28 protein-coding genes and 2 pseudogenes are annotated in these 22,787 nt (G+C 36.6%); 18 read left to right on the top strand and 12 right to left on the bottom strand.

Features of this window, described 5'->3' with window-relative positions; genetic code table 11:
• Window positions 1-106 (top strand): annotated as a pseudogene (locus FTV17_RS14245) (IS5/IS1182 family transposase); the annotation flags it as partial.
• Window positions 107-755: 649 nt separating this feature from the next.
• Here the strand turns inward: FTV17_RS14245 and FTV17_RS14240 are convergent.
• A complete protein-coding gene (locus tag FTV17_RS14240) occupies window positions 756-1,046 on the bottom strand; it encodes an addiction module antidote protein (RefSeq protein WP_004969304.1) in 291 nt (96 codons plus the stop codon).
• Window position 1,047: 1 nt separating this feature from the next.
• Window positions 1,048-1,344 (bottom strand): type II toxin-antitoxin system RelE/ParE family toxin, encoded by a 297-nt coding sequence (locus tag FTV17_RS14235; protein WP_004647749.1) that lies wholly within the window; start codon window positions 1,342-1,344, stop codon window positions 1,048-1,050.
• 251 nt (window positions 1,345-1,595) lie between these two features.
• Here FTV17_RS14235 and FTV17_RS14230 point away from each other — a divergent pair, with 251 nt between their 5' ends.
• The 6 genes and pseudogenes from FTV17_RS14230 (at window position 1,596) to FTV17_RS14205 (ending at window position 4,391) form a co-directional block, all read left to right on the top strand.
• Window positions 1,596-1,991 (top strand): PAAR domain-containing protein, encoded by a 396-nt coding sequence (locus FTV17_RS14230; protein ID WP_257219963.1) that lies wholly within the window; start codon window positions 1,596-1,598, stop codon window positions 1,989-1,991.
• A pseudogene (locus FTV17_RS14225) lies at window positions 1,984-2,250 on the top strand (PAAR domain-containing protein); the annotation flags it as partial. The gene FTV17_RS14230 and the pseudogene FTV17_RS14225, both read left to right, overlap by 8 nt.
• A 176-nt stretch (window positions 2,251-2,426) precedes the next feature.
• Window positions 2,427-2,822 (top strand): transposase family protein, encoded by a 396-nt coding sequence (locus tag FTV17_RS14220; protein WP_180000465.1) that lies wholly within the window; start codon window positions 2,427-2,429, stop codon window positions 2,820-2,822.
• Window positions 2,770-3,240, top strand: coding sequence for a transposase family protein (locus FTV17_RS14215; RefSeq protein WP_180000463.1), 471 nt, complete (start codon window positions 2,770-2,772; stop codon window positions 3,238-3,240). Before FTV17_RS14220 ends, FTV17_RS14215 begins: the two co-directional genes overlap by 53 nt.
• A 115-nt stretch (window positions 3,241-3,355) precedes the next feature.
• Complete coding sequence (locus FTV17_RS14210) at window positions 3,356-3,742, top strand: hypothetical protein (protein ID WP_180000454.1); 387 nt, start codon at window positions 3,356-3,358, stop codon at window positions 3,740-3,742.
• Between the two features lie 7 nt (window positions 3,743-3,749).
• A complete protein-coding gene (locus FTV17_RS14205) occupies window positions 3,750-4,391 on the top strand; it encodes a hypothetical protein (protein WP_180000452.1) in 642 nt (213 codons plus the stop codon).
• Between the two features lie 8 nt (window positions 4,392-4,399).
• Here FTV17_RS14205 and FTV17_RS14200 read toward each other — a convergent pair whose 3' ends face one another.
• From FTV17_RS14200 to FTV17_RS14185, 5 genes are all read right to left on the bottom strand, one after another.
• Complete coding sequence (locus tag FTV17_RS14200) at window positions 4,400-4,786, bottom strand: hypothetical protein (RefSeq protein WP_257219962.1); 387 nt, start codon at window positions 4,784-4,786, stop codon at window positions 4,400-4,402.
• A gap of 210 nt (window positions 4,787-4,996) precedes the next feature.
• Window positions 4,997-5,311, bottom strand: coding sequence for a hypothetical protein (locus FTV17_RS15580; protein ID WP_257219961.1), 315 nt, complete (start codon window positions 5,309-5,311; stop codon window positions 4,997-4,999).
• Window positions 5,312-5,343: 32 nt separating this feature from the next.
• The gene (locus tag FTV17_RS15575; RefSeq protein ID WP_257219960.1) at window positions 5,344-5,577 is read right to left on the bottom strand and encodes a hypothetical protein; all 234 of its coding nucleotides are present in this window, start codon (window positions 5,575-5,577) and stop codon (window positions 5,344-5,346) included.
• Window positions 5,578-5,931: 354 nt separating this feature from the next.
• Window positions 5,932-6,543 carry a nucleoside triphosphate pyrophosphatase gene (locus FTV17_RS14190; RefSeq protein WP_180000449.1) on the bottom strand — a complete coding sequence of 204 codons (612 nt, stop codon included), beginning with the start codon at window positions 6,541-6,543 and terminating at the stop codon, window positions 5,932-5,934.
• Window positions 6,543-6,926, bottom strand: coding sequence for a DUF2237 family protein (locus FTV17_RS14185; RefSeq protein ID WP_180000471.1), 384 nt, complete (start codon window positions 6,924-6,926; stop codon window positions 6,543-6,545). The genes FTV17_RS14190 and FTV17_RS14185 overlap by 1 nt, the downstream gene beginning before the upstream one ends.
• 138 nt (window positions 6,927-7,064) lie before the next feature.
• Here FTV17_RS14185 and FTV17_RS14180 point away from each other — a divergent pair, with 138 nt between their 5' ends.
• From FTV17_RS14180 to FTV17_RS14165, 4 genes are all read left to right on the top strand, one after another.
• A complete protein-coding gene (locus FTV17_RS14180; protein ID WP_180000446.1) occupies window positions 7,065-8,252 on the top strand; it encodes a phosphoglycerate kinase in 1,188 nt (395 codons plus the stop codon).
• A gap of 120 nt (window positions 8,253-8,372) precedes the next feature.
• The gene (locus FTV17_RS14175) at window positions 8,373-8,621 is read left to right on the top strand and encodes a hypothetical protein (protein ID WP_180000444.1); all 249 of its coding nucleotides are present in this window, start codon (window positions 8,373-8,375) and stop codon (window positions 8,619-8,621) included.
• A 132-nt stretch (window positions 8,622-8,753) separates the two neighbouring features.
• Window positions 8,754-9,791 (top strand): class II fructose-bisphosphate aldolase, encoded by a 1,038-nt coding sequence (fba, locus tag FTV17_RS14170; protein ID WP_035269168.1) that lies wholly within the window; start codon window positions 8,754-8,756, stop codon window positions 9,789-9,791.
• 78 nt (window positions 9,792-9,869) lie between these two features.
• Entirely contained in the window at window positions 9,870-10,718 is an 849-nt protein-coding gene (locus FTV17_RS14165; protein ID WP_180000442.1) for a DMT family transporter, read from the top strand.
• A gap of 23 nt (window positions 10,719-10,741) precedes the next feature.
• Here the strand turns inward: FTV17_RS14165 and FTV17_RS14160 are convergent, their stop codons facing one another.
• Window positions 10,742-11,395 (bottom strand): hypothetical protein, encoded by a 654-nt coding sequence (locus FTV17_RS14160; protein ID WP_180000469.1) that lies wholly within the window; start codon window positions 11,393-11,395, stop codon window positions 10,742-10,744.
• A 98-nt stretch (window positions 11,396-11,493) separates the two neighbouring features.
• Here FTV17_RS14160 and ispF point away from each other — a divergent pair, with 98 nt between their 5' ends.
• Window positions 11,494-11,979: a 2-C-methyl-D-erythritol 2,4-cyclodiphosphate synthase gene (gene ispF, locus FTV17_RS14155; protein WP_180000440.1), complete on the top strand. Its 486-nt coding sequence runs from the start codon at window positions 11,494-11,496 to the stop codon at window positions 11,977-11,979.
• A gap of 10 nt (window positions 11,980-11,989) precedes the next feature.
• Here ispF and FTV17_RS14150 read toward each other — a convergent pair whose 3' ends face one another.
• The 3 genes from FTV17_RS14150 to FTV17_RS14140 all read right to left on the bottom strand — a co-directional run bounded on the left by FTV17_RS14150 (window position 11,990) and on the right by FTV17_RS14140 (window position 14,792).
• Entirely contained in the window at window positions 11,990-12,514 is a 525-nt protein-coding gene (locus FTV17_RS14150) for a hypothetical protein (protein WP_180000437.1), read from the bottom strand.
• 48 nt (window positions 12,515-12,562) lie between these two features.
• Complete coding sequence (locus tag FTV17_RS14145; RefSeq protein WP_051586615.1) at window positions 12,563-13,654, bottom strand: 3-deoxy-7-phosphoheptulonate synthase; 1,092 nt, start codon at window positions 13,652-13,654, stop codon at window positions 12,563-12,565.
• Between the two features lie 262 nt (window positions 13,655-13,916).
• The gene (locus FTV17_RS14140) at window positions 13,917-14,792 is read right to left on the bottom strand and encodes a sulfite exporter TauE/SafE family protein (protein ID WP_180000435.1); all 876 of its coding nucleotides are present in this window, start codon (window positions 14,790-14,792) and stop codon (window positions 13,917-13,919) included.
• Window positions 14,793-14,978: 186 nt separating this feature from the next.
• Between FTV17_RS14140 and lpxB the strand changes: the two genes are divergently transcribed.
• Window positions 14,979-16,148: a lipid-A-disaccharide synthase gene (gene lpxB / locus FTV17_RS14135; protein ID WP_180000433.1), complete on the top strand. Its 1,170-nt coding sequence runs from the start codon at window positions 14,979-14,981 to the stop codon at window positions 16,146-16,148.
• Window positions 16,149-16,184: 36 nt separating this feature from the next.
• On the opposite strand, the gene FTV17_RS14130 is transcribed toward lpxB, so the two are convergent.
• Window positions 16,185-17,060 (bottom strand): DUF2797 domain-containing protein, encoded by an 876-nt coding sequence (locus tag FTV17_RS14130; protein ID WP_180000431.1) that lies wholly within the window; start codon window positions 17,058-17,060, stop codon window positions 16,185-16,187.
• 31 nt (window positions 17,061-17,091) lie between these two features.
• Between FTV17_RS14130 and FTV17_RS14125 the strand changes: the two genes are divergently transcribed.
• The 5 genes from FTV17_RS14125 to FTV17_RS14105 all read left to right on the top strand — a co-directional run bounded on the left by FTV17_RS14125 (window position 17,092) and on the right by FTV17_RS14105 (window position 22,432).
• Window positions 17,092-17,559 carry a DUF6231 family protein gene (locus tag FTV17_RS14125; protein WP_180000429.1) on the top strand — a complete coding sequence of 156 codons (468 nt, stop codon included), beginning with the start codon at window positions 17,092-17,094 and terminating at the stop codon, window positions 17,557-17,559.
• A 101-nt stretch (window positions 17,560-17,660) separates the two neighbouring features.
• A complete protein-coding gene (locus FTV17_RS14120) occupies window positions 17,661-18,275 on the top strand; it encodes a YidB family protein (protein ID WP_180000427.1) in 615 nt (204 codons plus the stop codon).
• Between the two features lie 196 nt (window positions 18,276-18,471).
• Window positions 18,472-18,900, top strand: coding sequence for a hypothetical protein (locus FTV17_RS14115; protein WP_180000425.1), 429 nt, complete (start codon window positions 18,472-18,474; stop codon window positions 18,898-18,900).
• Entirely contained in the window at window positions 18,897-20,492 is a 1,596-nt protein-coding gene (locus FTV17_RS14110; protein WP_180000423.1) for a GMC oxidoreductase, read from the top strand. Before FTV17_RS14115 ends, FTV17_RS14110 begins: the two co-directional genes overlap by 4 nt.
• Before the next feature lie 62 nt (window positions 20,493-20,554).
• Window positions 20,555-22,432 carry a 5'-nucleotidase C-terminal domain-containing protein gene (locus FTV17_RS14105; protein ID WP_180000421.1) on the top strand — a complete coding sequence of 626 codons (1,878 nt, stop codon included), beginning with the start codon at window positions 20,555-20,557 and terminating at the stop codon, window positions 22,430-22,432.
• Window positions 22,433-22,787 lie beyond the last annotated feature (355 nt).

Here is a 22,787-nt window from a genome sequence, read left to right as displayed (position 1 = left end):
GACCTTCAAAATCCTTGCTGAGCGATATCGCAACCGTGGCAAAAGATTGGGATTAAGATTCAGTTTAATCGCAGGGATTTATAATTTAGAACTGAGTAAAAAATGATTTATGAAAGAACCCTAATATCTTCTTGCAGCTCACTAATATGAACAAATAAACCTGACCAAGTATGAGTTTTATCTATAAAAGTAAAACCAGATAAAAGAGGGTGTATATCATTTCTGAGACTAACCCCTCGACCTCTATATATTTTAAGTAAATTTACGATATTACTTTTAAGGTCATCGAAATTCATTCATACAATCCATTTAATTTTTTGTTAATTTAACGAATAAAAAAGATATTATCTTTAACAGCTTATAACTTTAAATTTCATATTTAGCAATAAAAAAGCCCAACATCCTGTTGGGCTTTTTTACGTATTTGATGCGTTGGTATAACTCCTGTCGTACCTGCATATTCCATTGCTACGATTTCTTATTGTTATCTGGAGCATCCTGCTCTCTATGTGTTCATCATAGAAAATTGAGGGGGATCGGTATAGACGCAAAATACCTGAATGAATGTGAGCCAAGGCGTACAAAATTGATTAAAACTTGTCCCAAAAGTTGTCCGCAGAAATTGGGGATGAATTTGATCTTTAAAGGCATATATCTTATAGGGAATTGAATTTCTCTAAAATTAACATAATACACGTTATACGAAGTCAAAAAAGGGAGCCTTTAGCTCCCTTTTTACTATATTTTTTAAAGCTTTAGGCGTGTTGTACTGTGAGTTTTAGGCCTAAAGCATTAACAACACGATTAATCGTATCAAAACGTGGTGCTGAATCCTGGCGTAGGGCTTTGTAGAGTGCCTCACGTCCAATCCCTGCTTCTTTAGCGATTTGAGTCATGCCACGAGCTTTAGCAATAACGCCAAGTGCATGGGCTAATTCAGCTGGATCATTCTCTTCAAGAACCATATTGAGATACATCACAATGTCTTCTTCAGTTTTGAGCGACTCAGCCATATCAAAACTTGGTAAATCAGCGACTTTAACCATTTTAATCCTCCAATGTTTTCGATAATTTGACTGCACGATCTATGTCTTGTTGTTGAGTTGATTTATCTCCACCACCAAGCATTACAATCACAACGTCACCATGTTGGATGTAATACATCCTCCATCCAGAACCAAAGAATTCTCTCATTTCCCAAACGCCATCTTGGAGAGGCTTAATGTCTCCCCAATTTCCACGTTGAACCTTATCTAATCTACGATTCAAGCGGATACGTGTCATATTGTCTTTAATGCCATCCAACCATTCATCAAATTCTGGCAGACGTTTAATTTCAATCATGAGGATTTCTTTTCTTCTCACTATATTGTATTCGATCGAATACAATATGCAAGGAATCTATACGAACAGCCATCAATTTCGTATAACGCCTATTATGTTAAATGGGGGGAAGATGAAAGGATTTTTTCCTAGATTTTCATAGAATCTAAAAAGTTTGATATACTCAATATCTAAATAAAAAAATGTATGTGAAATCACAAATGATGAGTCCAATTTTTCTACATGAATTACCGATTGAATAACTAGAACAAATGTCTCAAGAAGAGATTGAACAAACCATTAAAGCTGAACAACTTTATTTTCAACATCGACCGAAAACCATTTATTACCTTGCTGTAAATGGCGCTAAAACTAAAAATGATGGATTGGTTAAAGCTAGCGCTAAAGAACATAGAATTGGCAGTTTAGCAATTGCTTGCGTTGGTGACGAAGTTATTTATGCCGATGGGACAACGTCTAAAATTATTTCAGGTGCAGGGACAGCATGCCTGATTGATGGCTTATCAGTTGCCTTGGTCGGTAGCCGTTTAGAAAATGGCGATGAGATTATTGATAGTCCCAATAAAGCTGTAGCGATCAATATTTTTAAAGGTGATAAAGCTCCACAAGGTTTTTTAGTTTCTGAACAGGAAGCTAAACATGGCTAAAGGTTTTGCTATTCATAATGCTCCTACTGATCATGGTGGTTTAATTCCAGCAACTCAATTTAGAGATTCTCAAATGGGGAATGCTTTTGTCAGAGCTGGAGATGGTCATTACTGTCCTAAATGTAAATGTTGGTCTACTGTGATTAAGAGCCATGATCATGTGATTATCGATGGTAAGCCTGTGGCTTATGTCGGGGATAAGTTAACCTGTGGAGCTACTATTCAACCTCAACAGTCTCATGTCGTGGGTGACAGTGGTGGGGCTAGTTTCTTTTCTTCTATACCGGTTTTTCAGCCTATTAATGTTCAGGAGAGTTTATCGAATAGTTTTAACTCAAAAGAAAATTATAGATCTCTTTCATAAATCAAAAAAAGATCTATCCCTTGCTGACTATTTGTACCGAATAATTTTAAATATTCATGCATAATTTGCGAATGAAATACATCGACTCAAAGAAGCTTTCTGAAACACAGTTTAAGCGATATACAGGCATCTCATGGTCAACCTTTGATTTAATGGCTGAACAGCTAAAAATGCTTGTACCTGCTAAAGGTAGACCATCTAAGTTAAGTGTAGAAGATCAAATCCTTCTGTGCTTAAGTTATTGGCGTGAATATCGAACATTGTTTCATGTCGCAACGAGTTATGGTGTATCAGAGCCTACTGCTTCAAGAATCGTCCGCCACGTAGAGAATTGTCTGATCAAGTCTAATCTATTTAATTTACCCAAGAGTTTGCCTGAAGGCGAAAGTATCGACTGGAATGTGGTGATCGTAGATGCCACAGAAATTCCAATACAAAGACCTAAAAAAACAGAAGAAAAGCTATAGTGGTAAGAAGAAAGCTCATACTTTCAAAGTACAAGCCATCATCCACTATAAGACTCAGCAAATTCTGAGTTTATGCACGAGTCGTGGTGCTGTACATGATTTCGAACTTTTCAAACGCAACTTGAATCAGATTCCTAAAGGTGCTTTTATTCTTGTAGATAAAGGTTATCAAGGGATCTATACAATGTATCCAAATAGCTTATTGCCATTAAAAGCAAAAAAGCACTGTAAACTAGAACCTGAGCTAAAAGTTTACAATCAAGAAATCAATAAAAGAAGAATTAGGATTGAGCATGTATTTGGGACTTTGAAGACCTTCAAAATCCTTGCTGAGCGATATCGCAACCGTGGCAAAAGATTGGGTTTAAGATTCAGTTTAATCGCAGGGATTTATAATTTAGAACTGAGTAAAAAATGATTTATGAAAGAAACCTTATGAAAACTTTTATGTCCAGAATTATAAAACAGATGTTTTTATACAACATAGAGCTGTGATAACTCCTAGTGAGACAGATAGTAAAGGTGTTAGTTTATTGCAAATGATTTCTGGAGCAGTAAGTTATTTTCTGAACTATAGGGTTAATGGAGATGATCTTTTTATTAGTGTCTCAATAAACGCACATCCTTTATCAAATGATGCAAAAGTTTTCCCATTTGGTGAAATTGTTATATCTAGAGATGATAAAATTTACACAACAACTAGATTAAAAAAAGACCCAGGTTTTTGGGATAGTAGTAACAATAAAGCTCCAGTGGGTAGTTCTACGATAAAGTTGCCAAAACCTAATCTAAGTGTTGTAAAAGTTAGTGTTAAATTGGGATATACCGCACAGTACAACGGCTCTGTAGGGATAGTTATTCCAACTCCACCAACAAAGTCATATGAATTTAGCATAAGTTCTTTTGCTAAAAAAATCTGAGAGTTTTATGAAGAATATACTGAATATTTTTTTTTCTATTTTTATTTTAGTATCTTTCCCCGCTTGTTCTAATGCAAATGAAGAAGTAAGGAAAAATGTTAAATTAGAAGAGACAGTGAATCTTTCATCAGAGGATCAAAATTTAATCAATGAATATAATAATATTTCTACATATTTAATAAATGGAGATGAACTGAAGTTTCGTGAGGAGTTAAATTTATTTTTACCTCGAGCGCATCAAATTAAAAATGAAAATGAAAGAAATAACATTATTATGAATATCTATATGCAAACAAAAAAATATAGTGAAGCATATGATTTTAATCAAATTTTAATAAAAAAGAATCCTGAAAACACCAATAGATATACTTTTCAGTGTCAACTGCTAGAAATGATGAATAAGGGAGAATTAGTAGTAAAAAGTTGCTATGAAAATATAGCCCAAAAAATTAAGCTAACACTGGAGCAAATGGATGAAAGTGATCCTTTATATTTAGAAAATAACTTTACATATTATGCGATGTACTACAAAGCTGGACATCAACAATATAAAAAAGAAATGGAAAATTTAATTAATTCGACTTCCGATGAGGAGCAAAAGTCTAAATTTAAGAGCTATTTCGACATAATCGTAAGTGAATCAGATTAAAAAATAAGTTATTGTTTTTTTAAGTATTCATAAAATTGAATTTGCTGTTTTGGGTCTTTTAGCATAATTCGAAGTCGATACATAAAATCATCAGGCGATTCATTTTTTTGTTTCAGATAATTGAATTTTTTATCTCTAGACATGCCGTAAGAGATTCGATTGATCTGCATATTTGGTAAATCTAAAAACTTAGGTTTATCGACCTGTTTAATTGTTGCTGATTGAATTTTTTTAGAACTAAAGCCAAGTTGTTCTAGGAGTGGATAAAACATTCTGAATTTTTTTGGCTCTAAAAGCATGTCTGCAAGGCGTTTCGTAAAGTCTTCGGAGGACTCTCCGATTTCGGCATATTCGCTACCAACTTCGGGCAGTTCAGTTAATTTATGTGCGAACAAATTGAATAGCCACCAATTTTGTAGACACTTTATAGCTCTTCTAAAATTAACATAATACACGTTATACGAAGTTTTAAAACAGAGTATATGATGCTGATTTTTATTTATTTTTTAAATTTTAAAGCCTAGACCAGTATCTAGGCTTTTTCATTTTGTATAACAGCTATTATGTTAAATAGGGTGCTTACATACTTCATTCCTCTTTAATTTCTACTGTATAGAATGAGCGTGTGAAAGGCACTGTGCTGTAATTTCATCAAGGTTTTTTTCGATCTCGTTCCAACTATCGAGATATTCTTGAAATTTCTCATTCATAAAGTTTGAATGTAATGCTACTTGCATATAGTAGCCATCAATAACCAGGGCTATAAAATTTAGGTTGCTTTCAACAATGGCATATCCACCATTTTGCATTTGCAGAAAAGAGCGAGAAGCATAATCTAAATACTTGGCTTCTATTGGGGTCTTAGCAATCATTGCTGGAGAATATGCGGCAAAGATATTTTCACTCTTTACATTGTTCATAGGTAGCCAATAGAGATATCCATCTGTTTGCTTTAGGCTCTCACATAGCAGCTCATATAAGGCTTGATTACATTTTCTTTATATCTATTTGAAAAATCTAATAAATTTAATTTTTTATTTTTAGAAATTATTGAAGGATCAATATAATTCTTATGATTAATCCATAAAGTAAATATATTAGAAATATCGGTATATTCCTTATTACTCAATTTTCCATAATAGGGCTTTAAGGGATCATTATCCTCAATCCAAGGTTCAGTTTTCATATTCATAGAACCATTCTCTAGTGTATTTAGACATTCATTTTAAAGTAAAGAAAAACTAAAATTAACATAATACACCTTATACGAAATACTCTTTTTTATTCTATTTAAATCAAATTTTTATTGTTTGTTAAAAAACCCAACTGTACTTAGTTGGGGTTTTTGATGATTTATCACGTTTCACGATTACTTATTGATCACTTTTCTGCAGCTTTGTGTAGATAAATTAATTTAGCTCAGTTGTAATTATTTGAGCTAAAAAATAGGGTATTCGTGTCATTCATCAGTTGCCAATAACAAATAATTCCCAAAAAACCCAGTTATTTAACTCGGTCTTATTTATTAATAAGCAAAGTATCAAGGTACTAGAATTTTCAATTCACGTAAAATTTTACACAATTGAATCATCGGCATACCCATCAACGTGGTTTGGTCTTGCCCAATCATTTCTTCAAATAAGCTGATGCCCAAACTTTCGCATTTGAAACTTCCAGCACATTGCAAAGGTTGCTCAAGTGTGACATAACGCTGAATTTCTTCCAGATTTAAATGCCTAAATTTGACCTTATAATGTTCAACAATGGTTTCCTCAAACCCAGATGAAGCGTGTTGAACACTCAATGCTGTACTGAAATAAACAATTTTTCCTGAATTTGCTTGAAGCTGTTTGATTGCTTTTTCAGTAGATAAAGGTTTTCCAATAAATATATCAGGTGCGCCTTCACGCCAAGCTACCTGATCAGAACCAATAACGATCGCATCTGGATCTTTCTCAGCAAAATATTTTGCTTTTTCATACGCGAGTCGATAGGCGAGATCATCGGCATGGTTTTCCCCACGCGGAGTCTCATCGATATCGGGTGATATTTGTTCAAAATCGATATGTAATCGATTAAGTAGTTCCTTACGTGTCTGACTGCCAGAAGCTAAAATAATTCTTGCTGACGTTGAAGCAACATGATGGTTCATTACACTGAGAATTCCATTAAAATGTCGATCGGGACATAAGCAAGTGCTGATTGATGACAAGCCTGAAGTTTTAAATTCGGTGCCATATCATTTTGATAAGCTTCAACCCAGCGCGTCACACAAATACACCAGAAATCACCAGGTTTTAAACCGGGAAAACCAACTTCGGGTAGTGGTGTTGTCAAATCATTCCCAATTCGTTGCGAGAAACTTAAGAATTCTGACGTCATTTCGGCACAGACTGTATGTTGACCTAAATCAGAGGGTGCAGTGTGGCAAAAACCATTTCTGAAATATCCTGTGATAGGATCAAAACAACAACTGGCGAGCGGTTCGCCGAAAACATTTAAACGATTAATACTTGGATCTGGATGGATAGACATAGCAACACTTTGTGGTTCGACTCCATCTATCATAATCAAATCTAAAGATTTCTACAGCTTTTCTGAAATTTTACTCACCTTTTTTAGCATAATCATTTAGAATCTATGCGGTTTTGATATCTATAAAGTGAGCTATACATGAACTTTCAGCGTATGACTGACCTCGATTTAGCAGGTAAACGTGTTCTGATCCGTGAAGACTTAAACGTTCCTGTTAAAAATGGTGTGATTACGAGTGATGCACGTTTACGCGCTGCATTACCAACAATTAAAGCCGCTCTTGAAAAAGGCGCAGCAGTAATGGTTTATTCTCACCTTGGTCGTCCAGTTGAAGGTGAGCCTAAAGCTGAACAATCACTTGCACCTGTTGCTGCCTACTTAACTGAAGCATTGGGTCAAGAAGTTAAATTACTCACTGAATATTTGGATGGTGTTGAAGTAGCACCAGGCCAAGTTGTGTTACTAGAAAACTGTCGCTTTAACACAGGTGAAAAGAAAAATAATCCAGAGTTGGCAGCAAAATATGCAGAACTTTGTGATGTGTTTGTGATGGATGCATTTGGTACTGCACATCGTGCAGAAGCATCAACAGAAGGTGTGGCTCGTCTTGCTAAAGTTGCAGCAGCAGGTCCATTACTTGCAGCTGAATTAGATGCACTTGGTCGTGCACTTCAGACGCCTGAAAAACCAATGGTTGCTATTGTAGCGGGTTCAAAAGTATCGACTAAACTGGATGTTTTAACATCGTTATCAGATATTTGTGATCAGCTCATTGTCGGTGGTGGTATAGCGAATACATTCTTAGCAGCTGCGGGCTATAACGTTGGTAAATCACTTTGTGAAAATGATTTAATTGATACAGCTAAAGCAATTGCTGAGAAAGTATCAGTTCCATTGCCAACAGATGTTGTTGTTGCTGACGCATCAGAAATTAATTTTGATGACTTCCTTGGCTCATTAGCGGCAGCAAAAGCTGTAGTGAAAAAAGTTGAAGATGTTGCTGACAATGACATGATTCTTGATGTTGGTCCAGAAACAGCTCAAGCATTTGCTGAAATTTTAAAAACTTCAAAAACAATTCTTTGGAATGGTCCAGTAGGCGTATTCGAGGTTGATCAATTTGGTGAAGGCACGAAAGCGCTATCTTTAGCGATTGCAGAATCTGAAGGTTTCTCTATCGCAGGTGGTGGTGATACTTTAGCTGCGATTGATAAGTATGAAGTGGCTGACAAAATTGGTTATATCTCAACAGGTGGTGGTGCTTTCCTTGAATTTGTAGAAGGCAAAACATTACCAGCAGTTGCTGTTCTACTAGAACGTGCTTAATTGGATTTAAGAAAAAAGACCTTCTAAGAAGGTCTTTTTTTATGACTAATTTTCGTCATGAAAATGAAATAATTTTGAAATATTATGATCATAATCTGATTTATCATGCGGAATAACATCATGAAATTACAATTAAGCGTAATTGCGCTATTGGCTGCTTCTCTTGCGATGACGGCTTGTTCTAAACAAGAAAGTGCACCAGCGGCAGATCAAGCATCAACATCAGAAGTTGCTGTTGAAGCATCAGATATTAGTGCTGAACAACAAGCGGCTATCGATGCTATTGATCAGCCATTACAAGATGAAAATAATACTGATGTTCCTGAAGAAGTTGCAAATGCACCTGCTGATCAAGCAACGGCGGAGTGATTTTGTACATCAATAAGTACTAAATCGAAAATCTCCCTGCAATTGCAGGGATTTTTTATGAAATACTGTCAATTGTTGCTGAATTGAAACACAGGTCAGGTTAGAATATGGAGCATTACCTGGGAGGAAATTATGGCTCTTATTTCAATGCGCCAGCTCTTGGATCACGCCGCAGAACATAGTTACGGCGTACCAGCGTTTAACGTAAACAACTTAGAACAAATGCGCGCGATTATGTTAGCCGCAGATGAAACAAATTCACCTGTTATTGTTCAAGCATCTGCTGGTGCTCGTAAATATGCTGGTGCTCCATTCTTACGCCATCTTATTTTGGCTGCAATCGAAGAATGGCCACACATTCCAGTTGTGATGCACCAAGACCATGGTACTGATCCTGACGTTTGCCAACGCTCAATCCAATTGGGCTTTTCATCTGTAATGATGGATGGTTCATTAGGTGCAGATGGTAAAACACCAACAACTTATGATTACAACGTAGATGTAACTCGTCGTGTTGTTCAAATGGCTCATGCATGTGGTGTATCTGTAGAAGGTGAGATTGGTTGCCTAGGTAGCCTTGAAACTGGTTTGGCTGGTGAAGAGGATGGTGTTGGTGCTGAAGGCGTTCTAGATCATTCACAACTCCTTACTTCGGTTGAAGAAGCGACCCAATTTGTCGCTGATACTAACGTTGATGCGTTAGCAATTGCAGTTGGTACTTCACACGGCGCTTATAAATTTACGCGTCCACCTACAGGTGATATTTTAGCGATTGATCGTATTAAAGAGATCCACGCTGCACTTCCAAATACTCATCTTGTAATGCATGGTTCAAGTTCAGTTCCACAAGAATGGTTAGCGATTATTAACCAATACGGTGGTGACATCAAAGAAACTTACGGTGTTCCTGTTGAGCAGTTGGTTGAAGCAATTAAACACGGTGTACGTAAAATCAATATCGACACTGACTTACGTTTAGCTTCAACAGGTGCTATGCGTCGTATGATGGCTGAAAAACCAAGTGAATTTGATCCACGTAAATTCTTTGCTCAAACTGTTGAAGCAATGAAGCAAATTTGTGTAGATCGTTATACTGCATTTGGCACAGCAGGTCATGCTGACAAGATTCGTCCAATTTCTTTAGAGAAGATGGTAGATCGTTATAAATAATTAATAAAATTATTTATAATTTTAAAAAGCCCACAGTGATTGTGGGCTTTTTCTTGAATAAAAAAACAAGAGCAAATTATGGAACTTATTTTTTCAGCAGCTTTGTGCAGCGTACTAGTATCGATTATATTGAAGTTTAGTAAGTCTCGTGGATTTGATGTCATGCAAATGATTGCATGGAATTATGCCATCGCGACGATACTCTGTTTTTTTTGGTTTAAGCCAGACCTCAACCAAATATCATTAACCTCCACACCTTGGTGGCTTATTGGGTTGTTGGGGCTAGCATTACCCTCAATATTCTTGCTTCTTTCCAAATCACTTGATCAAGCTGGAATTATTAGAACTGAAATCGCACAAAGATTATCCGTTGTTCTTTCATTGTTGGCAGCCTATTTTCTTTTCCAGGAAAAATTTAGCACCCTGAAATTGATTGGTATTGCATTGGGTTTGGGTGCAATTGTTTTGATCATTTTTTCTAAAACATCAACACCAACATTGCAAACAAAAAAAGCAGGAATGTATTTGCTCGCAGTTTGGCTTGGCTATGCACTCGTAGATGTTCTTTTAAAATACAGTACAAGTCTAGGGTTAAAATTTGCAGTCAGTTTAAACTTGATGTTTGTGTTCGCTTTAATTATTTCTGTGGGATATTTGTCCCTGCGTCAAACATCATGGACTTTGCAAAATTTTCTTGCTGGACTAAGTTTAGGTGTATTGAATTTTGCCAATATTGCACTTTATGTGAAAGCACATATGTTGTTAAGGGATTCACCCGCAATTGTATTCGCTGGCATGAATATTTTGGTCGTAGTGTTAGGTGTGATCGCAGGTATATTAGTTTTTAAAGAAAAAATAACCATAAAAAACAGCTTAGGCATTCTGTTAGCGATCACAGGGGTGCTGTGTTTAGCATTCGCAATTTAACTGTGAACTTGCATACATTCTGTTTAATCATATAGTCGATAGATTCCACTAAAGCGCTCACAGCCTGTTTGCTCAGTTGAGACAATCAGTAATGATTTTTGATATTTGAGTTTGTACTGACAATCATGCTCATTATCAATAATTTCGTGTTTGCTTTGAGTGGTTGTATAAGCCAATAATGGGATGGTCTGGGTTTCTAGGCGATTGTTAGGGCTACGATAAGCAATACCTTCAATTTTGACGCGATCCTTGCTTAATTGGTGAATCTTAAGGTGTACAGGTTGCGTTGCAATTTTACCTTGTTCAAACTTGATGTAATGCTGAGTAAGCGTTTGATTCATTGACATGTAAAAGTTTAAATCATCAATGCGTTGATTGATTTGTAATGACACACAATTTTTATTTTTACACTGCTGCAGTCGATTCAGCCAAAGCTGTTGTGTATCTTGAATTAATCGAGTTGGTGCATCGGTAACTAAGTAGGATGTTAAAAAGCGTTCATTCAATTCATCTCTCAAAGATGAAAAATCAGCAGCACAAATCATGGAATTTTTAGAACTTGATTGAGGCTTATCGCATTGAATAAGTTGTGCCTGTGCGACAGAAACACTGCTTAATCCAATGAAAAAGATAGAAATTAAAGGTTTCATCCAACTTGATACGCTTTTTGACAACATCATCGCTTATACTTTCAAATGTTTGCGCATCTACTATAGCGAACAAGAATCAAAGAATACAAGATTTCATTTTCAAAAACTGTGTAAAGGAGTTCAATGTGAGCTTAGCTATTCGTATAGGTCAAGGTATTGATGTTCATGCTTTTGAGGAAGGCGATTATGTCACATTGGCTGGTATTCGTATTCCGCATACACATGGTTTGAAAGCACACTCTGATGGAGATGTAGTTTTACATGCACTTTGTGATGCATTGTTGGGTGCTTTAGCGCTCGGTGATATTGGACAGCACTTTCCAGATACTGATGAACAGTTCAAAGGCGCGGACAGTAAGGTTTTATTAAAGCATGTTTATCAGTTGATATTGGATCGTGGTTATCAACTGAATAATGCGGATATTACAGTGGCTTGTGAGCGTCCAAAATTAGCGAAACATAATTTAGATATGCGTCAAAGTATTGCAGATGTACTTGATGTGGATATCAATCAGATTAGTATTAAAGCCACCACCACTGAAAAATTAGGATTTACTGGTCGTCAGGAAGGAGTTCTGTCTACAGCGACCGTATTAATTAGTCATCAATAAACAATTTTGATCATTCAAAGTTTTGCGCTTTCATCAAAGAGGCTTGCAGTTCTTGAGTGGCTTTACGTCCTTGCAACTGTAAGCCGACCGCGTGCATTAACCCAGTCCAAGTGTTGTTGGGTTCCCATACTTGGTGTAATAGCTCATGTGCAGTAGGTAAATCCATATTCATATAATGTAGTCGGTACAGATAGATTAATGAACTACATTGATGATTTTCGGTGCAATGTATCCAGACCATTTTCTCTTTAACGAGATGGTCGATCAGATCGAGCACAAATAAACATTGATCGTCATGTGGAAATTCTGGATCAATAGGGACTTGGATGTAGTTAAGACCAATTTCAGCACTCAAGCGATCTTCATGATTTAAGTTCGGTGTAGCATCATTAAAAGCGAGATTAATGATGGTATCGATACCATAAGCTTTAATCGATTTAAGTTGTTCTTCGTTTGGCTGACCTGAGCTAAACAAATGCTCATGAACAAATTGAAAATGGGGGATTGAGCTTAGTTCTTTTTCGAGTTGATCCATGATTTAACCTTATAAAAAAACGCCATCGTGTGATGGCGTTTTATCTGATTAACGTTGTGGTAGAACGTCTTTCAAAGCTGCATCCATTTCCAACAGAACTTTTTCAGTTGTTTCCCAATCGATGCATCCATCTGTAACAGACTTACCATACTCTAAATCGCAAAGATTTGCAGGAATATCTTGGCGGCCACCTTTTAAATGACTTTCAACCATAATACCTACGATCGATTTATTGCCATCTAAAATTTGTTCAGTGATATTTTTTAGAACCAATGGCTGAAGGTATGGGTCTTTATTAGAATTGGCATGACTCGCATCAATCATGATCTTGTTGCTTACTTTTGCTTTCGCTAATGCATTTTCAGCTTCAGCTACAGAACCAGCATCATAATTCGGTTTGCCATTACCACCACGTAACACGACATGGGCATATTGGTTACCTTTAGTACGAATGACTGAAACTTGACCTTGGTCATTTAAGCCAAGGAAACTATGACCATGTTTTACAGATTGCATCGCATTGGTTGCAACAGTGAGACCGCCATCCGTACCATTTTTAAAGCCAACTGGAGATGATAAACCTGAAGACATCTCTCGGTGTGTTTGGCTCTCTGTTGTACGTGCACCGATTGCAGACCAAGAAATTAAGTCTTGGTAGTACTGTGGAGAGTTTGGATCAAGCGCTTCAGTTGCGCATGGCAGACCTTTCTCATTGAGTTCAAGCAATAATTTACGACCTAAACGTAAACCTTTTTCAATGTTGAAAGAGTCATTCATGTCAGGGTCATTAATTAAGCCTTTCCAACCCACTGTTGTACGAGGCTTCTCGAAATACACACGCATGATGATATAAAGCGTGTCTTTCACTTTTTCGCTTAAGACTTTTAAACGATCAGCATAATCATGAGCTGCTGCAGGATCGTGAATAGAGCACGGTCCAATGACTACGAATAAACGTTTGTCGTTGCCATCTAAGATATTACGTACAGTTTCACGACCTTTTAGGACTGTTTGGTATGCATTATCAGTTAACGGTAATTCTGTTTTTAATTCAGCAGGAGTAACAAGAGGCTGAATGCTTTGTACATTCACGTCATCAATGTCGTTTTGGGTGATAGAATTTGACTGTAAAGTATTCATTGCCGTCACTGGTTCGTTTTTACAAGAAAATGTTCAATCTATTGAATATAGCATGATTCAGTAGATCATTTGTTATCAAAAAGTTGAATGGATTTAATAAAAAAAAGTAATGAAATTGTCTTTTTGGTATTAATCAGAGTTTCTACTTGTATTGTATAGAATGATTTAATTTTTGAAAATTATTAAATTGGATAAATCATTTAATTTCACCTCAGTGAATTATACAGCTTCACTGAGGTTACAGTTTGAACATGATATTAAATTAAGACTGGGCTTGAGTTGAGGTTTCAATAACTGCCTCAGGTGCGGTCACAGGTTTCGCTTTGACTGGATTAAGCATGAAGTTAACACCAATGGCAAATAAGGTGATGCCCAGTACCTTGCGAATAATTTTTTCAGGTAAATGTGAACTCACCAACGTACCAACGATGATTGCAGGAATCGATCCGGCTAAAAGCCACATTAATAAATTGAAATCCACATTACCTGAATTCATATGCCCCATACCTGCCACGAGTGTCAGCAAAACTGCATGGACAACGTCAGAACCAATAATTCTAATCATAGGTAAGTTTGGGAACATAATGATCAGCGCCATAATGCCGAATGCACCCGCGCCAACTGAAGATAAGGTCACAAAAATACCCAATACAATACCCATTAAAGCAATATATAAACGCTTCTGCTTTAATTTTTCTCGAGTTAATTCAACTTCCTGTTCAGTAACTTCTTTGGAAAATTTTTTGAAGAATTTTTCTACCTGTGTACGGAATACAATTGAAATACCTGTAATGGTCAGCATAAAGCCTAAAACCATCGTGAGAATGACTTTGTAATGTGTGGATTGACTCAAATAGTTGTCTAAAACCCAAGTTGTGGCTAAAGAGGCTGGAATACTTCCGATCGCGAGCCAAATGACGATGGGCCAAACAATATTAAGCTTTTTTGCATGTACAAAAGAGCCGCAAAACTTAGAAATCGCGGCATAAAGTAAATCTGTACCAATCGCAATATGTGGTTCAATTTTAAATAACCCAATTAAGATAGGAGTCATAAGTGAGCCACCACCCACGCCAGTGACCCCTACACAGAAACCAACTAAAACACCTGCTAAAATATATTCAATAGAACCGTACATCGTTTGTGCTACTTATCAGAAAACCGGCATATCTTATGATTTTTGAATATAAGCTGTTGTCTTGATTATTCATTTACTTATTCAAAAATAAGATAAAGCATTACTAAGTTAAGATATTTCAAGAACACAATCTGTTATGAGATGCTTATGTTAAGATACTTGTAGAGCATGAAAGAGGATATTCATTTGCAAAATCGAAAACTTAAAATTGGCATTGTGGTGGGTGAAGTTTCAGGTGATACCTTAGGCGCCAAATTAATACGTCGTTTTCGAGAGCAGGGAATTGATGCTGAATTTGAAGGAATTGGCGGTCCTCAAATGATTGCAGAGGGTTTTAAAAGCTATTATGCGATGGATATTCTATCGGTGATGGGAATTGTTGAAGTATTAAAAGATATTAAAAAACTTTTTGCGGTTCGAGATGGCTTGGTTAATCAATGGACTAAACAACCTGTTGATATTTTTATAGGGATAGACGCACCAGATTTTAACTTGCGCTTAGCAAAAAAAATAAAGCAAAAATCGTTGCCAATTAAGACTGTTCAATATGTGAGTCCTTCGGTTTGGGCATGGCGTCAAGGTCGTGTTCATGGTATCAAAGCCTCAATTGACTTGGTGCTTTGCCTATTCCCATTCGAAAAAACTTTTTATGATCGATTTAATGTGCCAGCGGTATTCGTTGGACATCCTCTCGCCAATCAACTACCGTTGGAAAATCCTATACTCGATGCAAAGCAGGCGCTTGGTTTAAATCCTGCACAAAAACATATCGCGTTACTGCCTGGAAGTCGTCGTGGTGAAATTGATAAGTTAGGGCCGCTTGTATTAGATGCAGCGAAGATTGTCCATGAAAAATATCCCGATTATCAATTTTTAATTCCAGCCATCAATGATGCTCGTAAACAACAAATTGAGCAGATCTTAATAGGTTATCCAGATACGCTCAAAGATAATATCAAGTTAATGGAAAATATTGACGCGGAATCTAAAATAGGTCGGATGGTCATGGACGCCAGTGATATTGTGGCGTTGGCATCGGGTACTGCAACACTTGAGGCGATGTTATTGCATCGTCCTATGGTGACTTTTTATAAATTAAATAGTTTGACCTACTGGATTGCGAAACTTTTAGTGAAGATTCCTTATTATTCTTTACCTAATATTATTGCAGGTAAAAAAGTAATTCAGGAGTTAATCCAGAATGATGCAACTCCAGAAAACTTAGCACATGAGATTGAGTTGTTGATGAATATCGAAAACTCAAAAATACAATCTATGCAATTGTTGACGATGCACAAGCAATTATTGTCGGATCAAAATGAAGATCCAGTGCAAGCAATTCTATCTATCCTTTAAAAAAAAGCCTCATATTGAGGCGTTTTTAATTTTGCATTATGCGTCGGCACGAATTTTTAATTCATAACCCGTATATTTGCGTATATTGATTACACCTGTATCCATAATCAGATATTGTCCTTTGATACCGTGCAGTTTTCCACGTATTACTGGTGTTTTGTCTAAGTTATGCGATTTAATTTTTTCAGGATATTGATCGACAGGATAAATGAATTCACGAGGAAGTTCGTTTTCTAAAATTTCTACATTTTCATTGAAATCTAGGCTCATGCTGAACTCATCTCGAATGGTTTCAATTTGAGGTTCAAACTCCGTGAGCAATTCATCTCTGATCTCTAACAAATTTACCTTATCCGCTTCACCTTTCAGCAATTTTCTCCAGTCTGTTTTATCAGCGACTTGCGTACCAAACATGACTTCAAGTTGTCCTGATAGCCGACGAGAGCCCACTTTCATAATAGGTAAAGCTTGGGTAGCCCCTTGATCTAGCCAACGTGTTGGCATTTGACCTAAACGGGTAATGCCAACCTTTAATGCACTTGAATTGGCAAGATAGACAATATGAGGTTGAAAGCATACTTCTTGAGCAAAGCTTTCTTCACGACAAGTCCCTAAATGGTAATGGCATGTTTCTGGCTTCATAATACACATATCACAGGCTGCTTTCGTTTTCATGCATTTAAAGCAGTGACCTTGAGAGTAAGATTTAGGTGTTTTGTTCCCACAGGAAACACAGTAAATTTTGCCGGTCCATTCAATTTCAATTTCTTGACCTAAGTTGAACGGGAGATTGATTTCTGAACGATCTAAAATAAATTTATATTCAACATTTGCCTGTTGTGTTTGTTGTTCAGTTACACTTAGGTTTGTTAAACCAGCGTGCATTTTATGACAAATGCCCTGTAATTCCATGCTTTAATCTCACTCAAATAAGGTGCAGCTCATGGCTGAGAAAAATGTCATCACATCAATGCTAGACGATTTATCTAAAGAACAGCCAATTCAAACTGCCGTATGTCTTGGTCAGGATCTCAGCCAAGACTATGCTCAAACAATCCAATGGAATCATTTTAACGTAACTGAATTTTTAATGCTTCCTTTTCAGCAACGCTATGATCTAGGTGTTGTGATTTTAAATAATGAACAGATGGATACACAATCAACCCATCATAAATCACAAATGTTGGTAAAACTGCGTGATTTAATGGCAAAAAGAATCGTCGTATTGAGTCATATTGCAGATGAGCAATTGTTAAGAAGTCTGGGATTCACGCAACTCATTGAGCAAAAAAATATAGAGCAAGATTTCGCCTTATGGCAATTCAATATTTTGAATTATAAGCATGTGCCAGATTGGTTTAATTCTAAGTTTTGGGCTAATCCAGAAAATTGGAATAAGTTTCGATGGTAATGGCCAACTTTGAGTTTATCAAAACACAACAATTTCAATGTACAAAGCCATGTTTTTAACGATATGCTGATTCATGAAAATAAGAATCTAAAGGTGTCTTGATGACAAATTTAAGTAATATCGTTGAAATTTTAGCGAAACAGGCTTTAGGCGGTAATCCACAATCTAATCAATCGGGATTGGGTGGTGTACTTGGTTCGGTACTCGGGAGTTTAACGGGACAAAATAATCAGACCAATCAAAACCAACAACAAGGTGGATTGGGAGGGATTTTAGGATCTGTACTTAGTGGTCTATCTGGTAGTCAATCTGGTGGTGTTGGCAAATCATCAGGTCTAAACACTCAAACCTTATTAATCGCAGTAGTTCCTTTAATTCTTAATTGGATTCAAAAGAATGGCGGTTTGCAAGGTGCGCTTGATCAACTGAAAGGTCAGGGTCTGACGAGTCAAGTGGATGATTGGGTGTCAACTGGTCCTGGTGAAAATGCCAATGTCAGTACACAACAAGTTCAAAATTTATTTGATCAGCAAGATGTCGAGCAAGTTGCACAAGAAGCGCAAGTTCCTAAACAGGATGTATACAGTGCGATTTCTTCAGTTTTACCACAAATTATTGATTCGCTTACACCTCAAGCAAATAAGACCGATCCGCAAGAAGCGAATTCAGATATACAAAATGTGTTGAATCTTGTATCAGGATTTTTAAAGAAATAAAGTGAAATTAATTTAAGTTGAAAAGCCAGGTGTGACATACATTTGGCTTTTTTTGTGAAATCGATCAAAGTATGTGTGTGGAATAAAATTTAAACGATTGATATATTTCACAAAGAAGCATAGGACATGCTGAATAAAACAAAAATCATTGAGGGAGAAATTCATAATCCGTAAGGAGCATTTAATCACTGCTTCGTTGTCCTCGATTAAGGCAACCTATCAACAACTTTCATCCGCGCCACTTGCCATGAGACAAGGAGAATATAGGGCTCAGTTTATTGGTCCTTGGTGGTTAAGAATTTCGGCAGCACCGAGTTTATTTTTAAGTGGATTGGGGGGATGGTTTGGGAAAAAATTCATCAATCAAAATTTAGTCACTAATATTTTACTCAATCGCGGGCAGAGAAGTGAAAAGCTTCAAATGGAGTGTGTAGAAGAGGCGTCTTTGATTGATGGAAAACAAACGATCGCCCTGCATTATGGGGAGACAGCACCAATTCCATGGCGTTGGGTGGTTGATGAGTTAAAACAGTTTGATGAACAAACGATGTTGTGTATGACTATCATTAATCTTCCTTTTTTAAAGCATTTTTCATTTCCATTTATTCTAAGTCGTGATGTATGAAATCAAAATTTGAATATGATGTCATTATTATAGGTTCAGGCTTTGGTGGAAGTGTATCTGCGCTAAGATTGTCTGAGCTTGGATTAAAAGTAGCTGTGCTAGAGCAGGGAAGAAGGCTCACTGAAAATGATTTACATCGAGCAAGTCGGAGTTCTAAATACTTAAATTGGGCACCGACGTTAGGGATGAAGGGTTTTCTTGCACAAGACGTATTCCAACATATGGGTGTGGTTCGAGGGGTTGCCGTTGGTGGTGGCAGTGTTGTTTATGCTGCTGTGTTGTTAAAACCAGGTCAAAAGTTTTATCGTGATCCAACTTGGAGTCATTTGTCAGAAGACTGGGAGAGGGAATTACAACCGCACTATCAGATGGCTCAGTCCATGCTAGGGGTAAGTTTAAATCCATATAAAGGTCAGCAAGATGAGTGGTTAAAACAAACAGCAGAACAAATGGGTTCTGGAGATAGTTTCGACACTGTACCACAGGGAATTTACTTTGGTGATCCTCATCAATCGGTAAGTGATCCGCTTTTGAATGGTAAAGGTCCGGAACGAATAGGCTGTAATCAGTGCGGAGATTGTATAACGGGGTGTGCGCAGGGTGCGAAGAATAGCTTGGATAAAAACTATTTGTATTTTGCAGAGAACAATGGAGTTGAGATTATTCCAGAAACCAAAGTGACTCATCTTTCACATGTTGATGGAAAATATATCATTCATACATATCAGTCATTTAACTCCAAAGAAAAACAAGATTACTCTGCGAAACAGGTCATTCTATCCGCAGGTGTTATAGGAACCGTTGAAATTTTGTTTGCTTCAAGAGATGTGTATAAAACCTTACCGAATATTTCTGGTCAGTTAGGTGAGCATATTCGAACCAATAGTGAGGCGATTGTTGCAATCTCTAATAATGATAAAACAATGGATTTAATGCGAGGAACGACCATTTCCAGTCATTTTCATGCAGATGACAAAACACATATTACTCAGAACCGATTTCCAGCAAGTTATGAGTTTATGAAGTTTTATATGGGGCCACTGGTCAATGGCGATCAACCTCTAAAACGTGCACTCCATGTTTTAAAGCATTTTTTTCTACACCCCTTTGTTTCAACTCGATCATGGCGTTCTGAAAATTGGCATAAACGTGTCACTGTATTAACCGTCATGCAACAGGCAGACAATCAACTACGATTTGTATATGGACGTACTGCACTCAGAGGTTTTAGGCGTTTTTTGAAAACGCAGGTTTCAGTTGGAGAAAGAGCGCCGTCTTTTATACCGTTAGCAAATGAAGCTGCGAAAAAATTTGCTGAAGTAAGTGGTGGTAAAGCACAGAATAATATGTTGGAAAGTATGGGGCATTTATCTGTGACAGCTCATATATTGGGTGGTGCAGTTATGGCTGAAGATTCCTCCAAAGGTGTGATTGACTCTAATCATCAGGTTTTTGGCTATCAAGGCTTATATGTGGTTGATGGAAGTGCGATTCCTGTGAATGTTGGTGTTAATCCGAGTTTGACCATTACGGCATTAGCTGAGCGATTTGCGGAAAAATATAAAATTAGTCATTTCGATAAAGTGTCATAAATCCACCATCATAATGTCATATCTTCGTTGAATACTCTTGGTTTAAAAAAAGGAGTATTCAAATGAAGAACAAGATAAAAATAACAGGTCTTCTCTTAACGACATCGTTATTGCTAAGTAGTTGTGGTGGAGATGACCAAAAATCTAATCCTAATATTACACAACCCTCAGAGTTAAAAATTCTTCATATTAATGACCATCACTCCCATTTAGATGGTGAAGAGCTTAGTTTTAATTTTGATTTAGGTCATGGTGAAGAACAACTAATCGTTTCGCGTGGTGGATTTTCTCGTGTAGCAACATTAATGAATCTAATGGCAGAAAATCATCCGAATGTAGTGAAAATTCATGCTGGTGATGCGATAACAGGAGATTTGTATTATAACCTCTCAAATGGAAAAGCTGACGCTGAAATGATGAATACAGTGTGTTTTGATACTTTCACCTTGGGAAATCATGAATTTGATGCAAAAGATCAAGGCTTAAAAGATTTTATTGGTTTTTTAGACGAAGGACAGTGTCAAGAGCGAACAGAGATTCTTTCTGCAAATGTTGAATTTGGGGTGAGTTCACCTTTATATCAGACAGATCGGATTCAAAAATCTATTGTTCTTGAGCGGGATGGGGAAAAATATGGGGTTGTGGGGCTCACTATTGCATCAAAAACTAAAAACTCCTCTCAACCAAATCAAGACACATTATTCCGAGATGAAATTACAGTAGCTCAAAATGAGATTAATCAACTCAAAAAACAGGGAATTAAAAAAATTATTTTACAAACACATGTAGGCTATGAACTTGATCAAAAATTAGCACAAGAACTTACGGATGTGGATGTGATAATTGGAGGCGACTCTCACACATTGATTGGACCTCATATATTAGAAAAGTATGGTATGTCTCCTGTCGCTACCTACCCATTACAATTGAAAAATAAAAATGGCGAATCTGTTTGTGTTGCTCAAGCATGGCAATACAGTTATGTGGTTGGTGAACTTAACGTAAAATTTAATGCAGATGGTGCGGTTCAAAGTTGTGTGGGTAAACCGCATGTGTTAATTGGCGATGATTTTAAACGTAAGCAAATTAATGAAAGAGTCAGTGATCAAGAAAAAAAATATATAGAACATCAATTCGAAAAAGAACGAGCTCCTTTTTCTATTATTAAAGAAGATCAAAATATTTTGAGTGTCTTAGAGCCCTATAAGCAATCTAAAAAATTATTTGCAGTCAAAGTTGTTGGGCAGGCAGTTGATAATTTATGTTCAAGACGTGTGCCGGGAACTCAATTTGATCGTTCACGATCATCTTTAGGTGATGTGTGTAATTTGAATGCGCATGTCGATGCCCATGGTGGTGATATTCAACAAATGGTTGCCGAAGCATTTCTTAAACAAGGCAAAGAATATTTTAATGCTGATATTTCATTTCAAAATGCAGGTGGAGTAAGAGTTGATTTGGCGAAAGGAAATATCACTGTAGCAGATATCTACCAAGTCTTACCTTTCAAAAATACGCTCGTTCAATTGAATATGACTGGTCAAGAAATTAAAGATACGCTTGAAGATGCCATTTCTGGCGTGATTGAACAAAAAAATACTGGAAGTTATCCGTATACGGCTGGATTAACTTGGCAAGTTGATATGACGCAGCCTATTGGAAAGCGTATTACAAATATTCAAGTCAGAAATGGGTCTGACCAGCTTGTGCCATTAGATTTAAATCAGTTATATAAAATTGTAACCATCAATTTTTTAGCTGATGGTGCTGATTACTATCATACATTGAAAAAAATTACAGGTGAGCGTCGAATAGAAGTTGGATTGGACTATGCAGAAGCATTCTTAAATTACTTAAATTCAATAGATGGTGATCAAGAAATGAAAACAATTCGAAAATTAGCTACTTCATATTATAGTACTCAAAAATACATAGAGTAAGATTTAGAGCTTTTTGATCTCAAAAAACCCAATTTAATTGGGGTTTTTTAATTAAATTAATTGTTTTTGTGTATTTTTTAGTGTAAAAAACATAAATTTGCTTAAAAAATAAACATGCATGAGTTTTTGTTTAAATAAGGGGTTGCAAGGGAAGAAAAAATCTATAGAATGCACCCCATATCGACGAGATACACGGAAACGAACGAAGCAGGTTGCTGAGTTGTTAAATGTTTCGAGTCCAGCTTCTAGCATTGACGAGATGTTAGAAAGATCATTAAGAGATTATGAAGAACAACTTGTGTGGATTTTTACTGGTTGATTGATCGATATATATTATCATTGATTGATGGTAGAA

Origin of the sequence: Acinetobacter sp. YH12239 (assembly GCF_013417635.1) — a bacterium.
In the GTDB taxonomy this organism is placed as follows: domain Bacteria; phylum Pseudomonadota; class Gammaproteobacteria; order Pseudomonadales; family Moraxellaceae; genus Acinetobacter.
The sequence above is the reverse complement of the archived record's forward strand: the minus strand, read 5'-3'. Positions and strand labels throughout refer to the sequence as shown.

Bases quoted from the DNA above. Each gene is read 5' to 3' on its own strand.
- FTV17_RS14105 (WP_180000421.1), top strand. From the start codon at position 20,555: ATGAAGAACAAGATAAAAATAACAGGTCTTCTCTTAACGACATCGTTA.
- FTV17_RS14230 (WP_257219963.1), top strand. From the start codon at position 1,596: ATGTCTCAAGAAGAGATTGAACAAACCATTAAAGCTGAACAACTTTAT.
- FTV17_RS15580 (WP_257219961.1), bottom strand. From the start codon at position 5,311: ATGAACAATGTAAAGAGTGAAAATATCTTTGCCGCATATTCTCCAGCA.
- FTV17_RS14110 (WP_180000423.1), top strand. From the start codon at position 18,897: ATGAAATCAAAATTTGAATATGATGTCATTATTATAGGTTCAGGCTTT.
- fba (WP_035269168.1), top strand. From the start codon at position 8,754: ATGGCTCTTATTTCAATGCGCCAGCTCTTGGATCACGCCGCAGAACAT.
- FTV17_RS14240 (WP_004969304.1), bottom strand. From the start codon at position 1,046: ATGGTTAAAGTCGCTGATTTACCAAGTTTTGATATGGCTGAGTCGCTC.
- FTV17_RS14205 (WP_180000452.1), top strand. From the start codon at position 3,750: ATGAAGAATATACTGAATATTTTTTTTTCTATTTTTATTTTAGTATCT.
- FTV17_RS14160 (WP_180000469.1), bottom strand. From the start codon at position 11,395: ATGTTGTCAAAAAGCGTATCAAGTTGGATGAAACCTTTAATTTCTATC.
- FTV17_RS14220 (WP_180000465.1), top strand. From the start codon at position 2,427: ATGAAATACATCGACTCAAAGAAGCTTTCTGAAACACAGTTTAAGCGA.
- FTV17_RS14235 (WP_004647749.1), bottom strand. From the start codon at position 1,344: ATGATTGAAATTAAACGTCTGCCAGAATTTGATGAATGGTTGGATGGC.
- FTV17_RS14190 (WP_180000449.1), bottom strand. From the start codon at position 6,543: ATGAACCATCATGTTGCTTCAACGTCAGCAAGAATTATTTTAGCTTCT.
- FTV17_RS14180 (WP_180000446.1), top strand. From the start codon at position 7,065: ATGAACTTTCAGCGTATGACTGACCTCGATTTAGCAGGTAAACGTGTT.
- FTV17_RS14130 (WP_180000431.1), bottom strand. From the start codon at position 17,060: ATGGAATTACAGGGCATTTGTCATAAAATGCACGCTGGTTTAACAAAC.
- FTV17_RS15575 (WP_257219960.1), bottom strand. From the start codon at position 5,577: ATGAAAACTGAACCTTGGATTGAGGATAATGATCCCTTAAAGCCCTAT.
- FTV17_RS14120 (WP_180000427.1), top strand. From the start codon at position 17,661: ATGACAAATTTAAGTAATATCGTTGAAATTTTAGCGAAACAGGCTTTA.
- FTV17_RS14140 (WP_180000435.1), bottom strand. From the start codon at position 14,792: ATGTACGGTTCTATTGAATATATTTTAGCAGGTGTTTTAGTTGGTTTC.
- FTV17_RS14185 (WP_180000471.1), bottom strand. From the start codon at position 6,926: ATGTCTATCCATCCAGATCCAAGTATTAATCGTTTAAATGTTTTCGGC.
- FTV17_RS14125 (WP_180000429.1), top strand. From the start codon at position 17,092: ATGGCTGAGAAAAATGTCATCACATCAATGCTAGACGATTTATCTAAA.
- FTV17_RS14150 (WP_180000437.1), bottom strand. From the start codon at position 12,514: ATGGATCAACTCGAAAAAGAACTAAGCTCAATCCCCCATTTTCAATTT.
- FTV17_RS14165 (WP_180000442.1), top strand. From the start codon at position 9,870: ATGGAACTTATTTTTTCAGCAGCTTTGTGCAGCGTACTAGTATCGATT.
- FTV17_RS14215 (WP_180000463.1), top strand. From the start codon at position 2,770: ATGCCACAGAAATTCCAATACAAAGACCTAAAAAAACAGAAGAAAAGC.
- FTV17_RS14145 (WP_051586615.1), bottom strand. From the start codon at position 13,654: ATGAATACTTTACAGTCAAATTCTATCACCCAAAACGACATTGATGAC.
- FTV17_RS14175 (WP_180000444.1), top strand. From the start codon at position 8,373: ATGAAATTACAATTAAGCGTAATTGCGCTATTGGCTGCTTCTCTTGCG.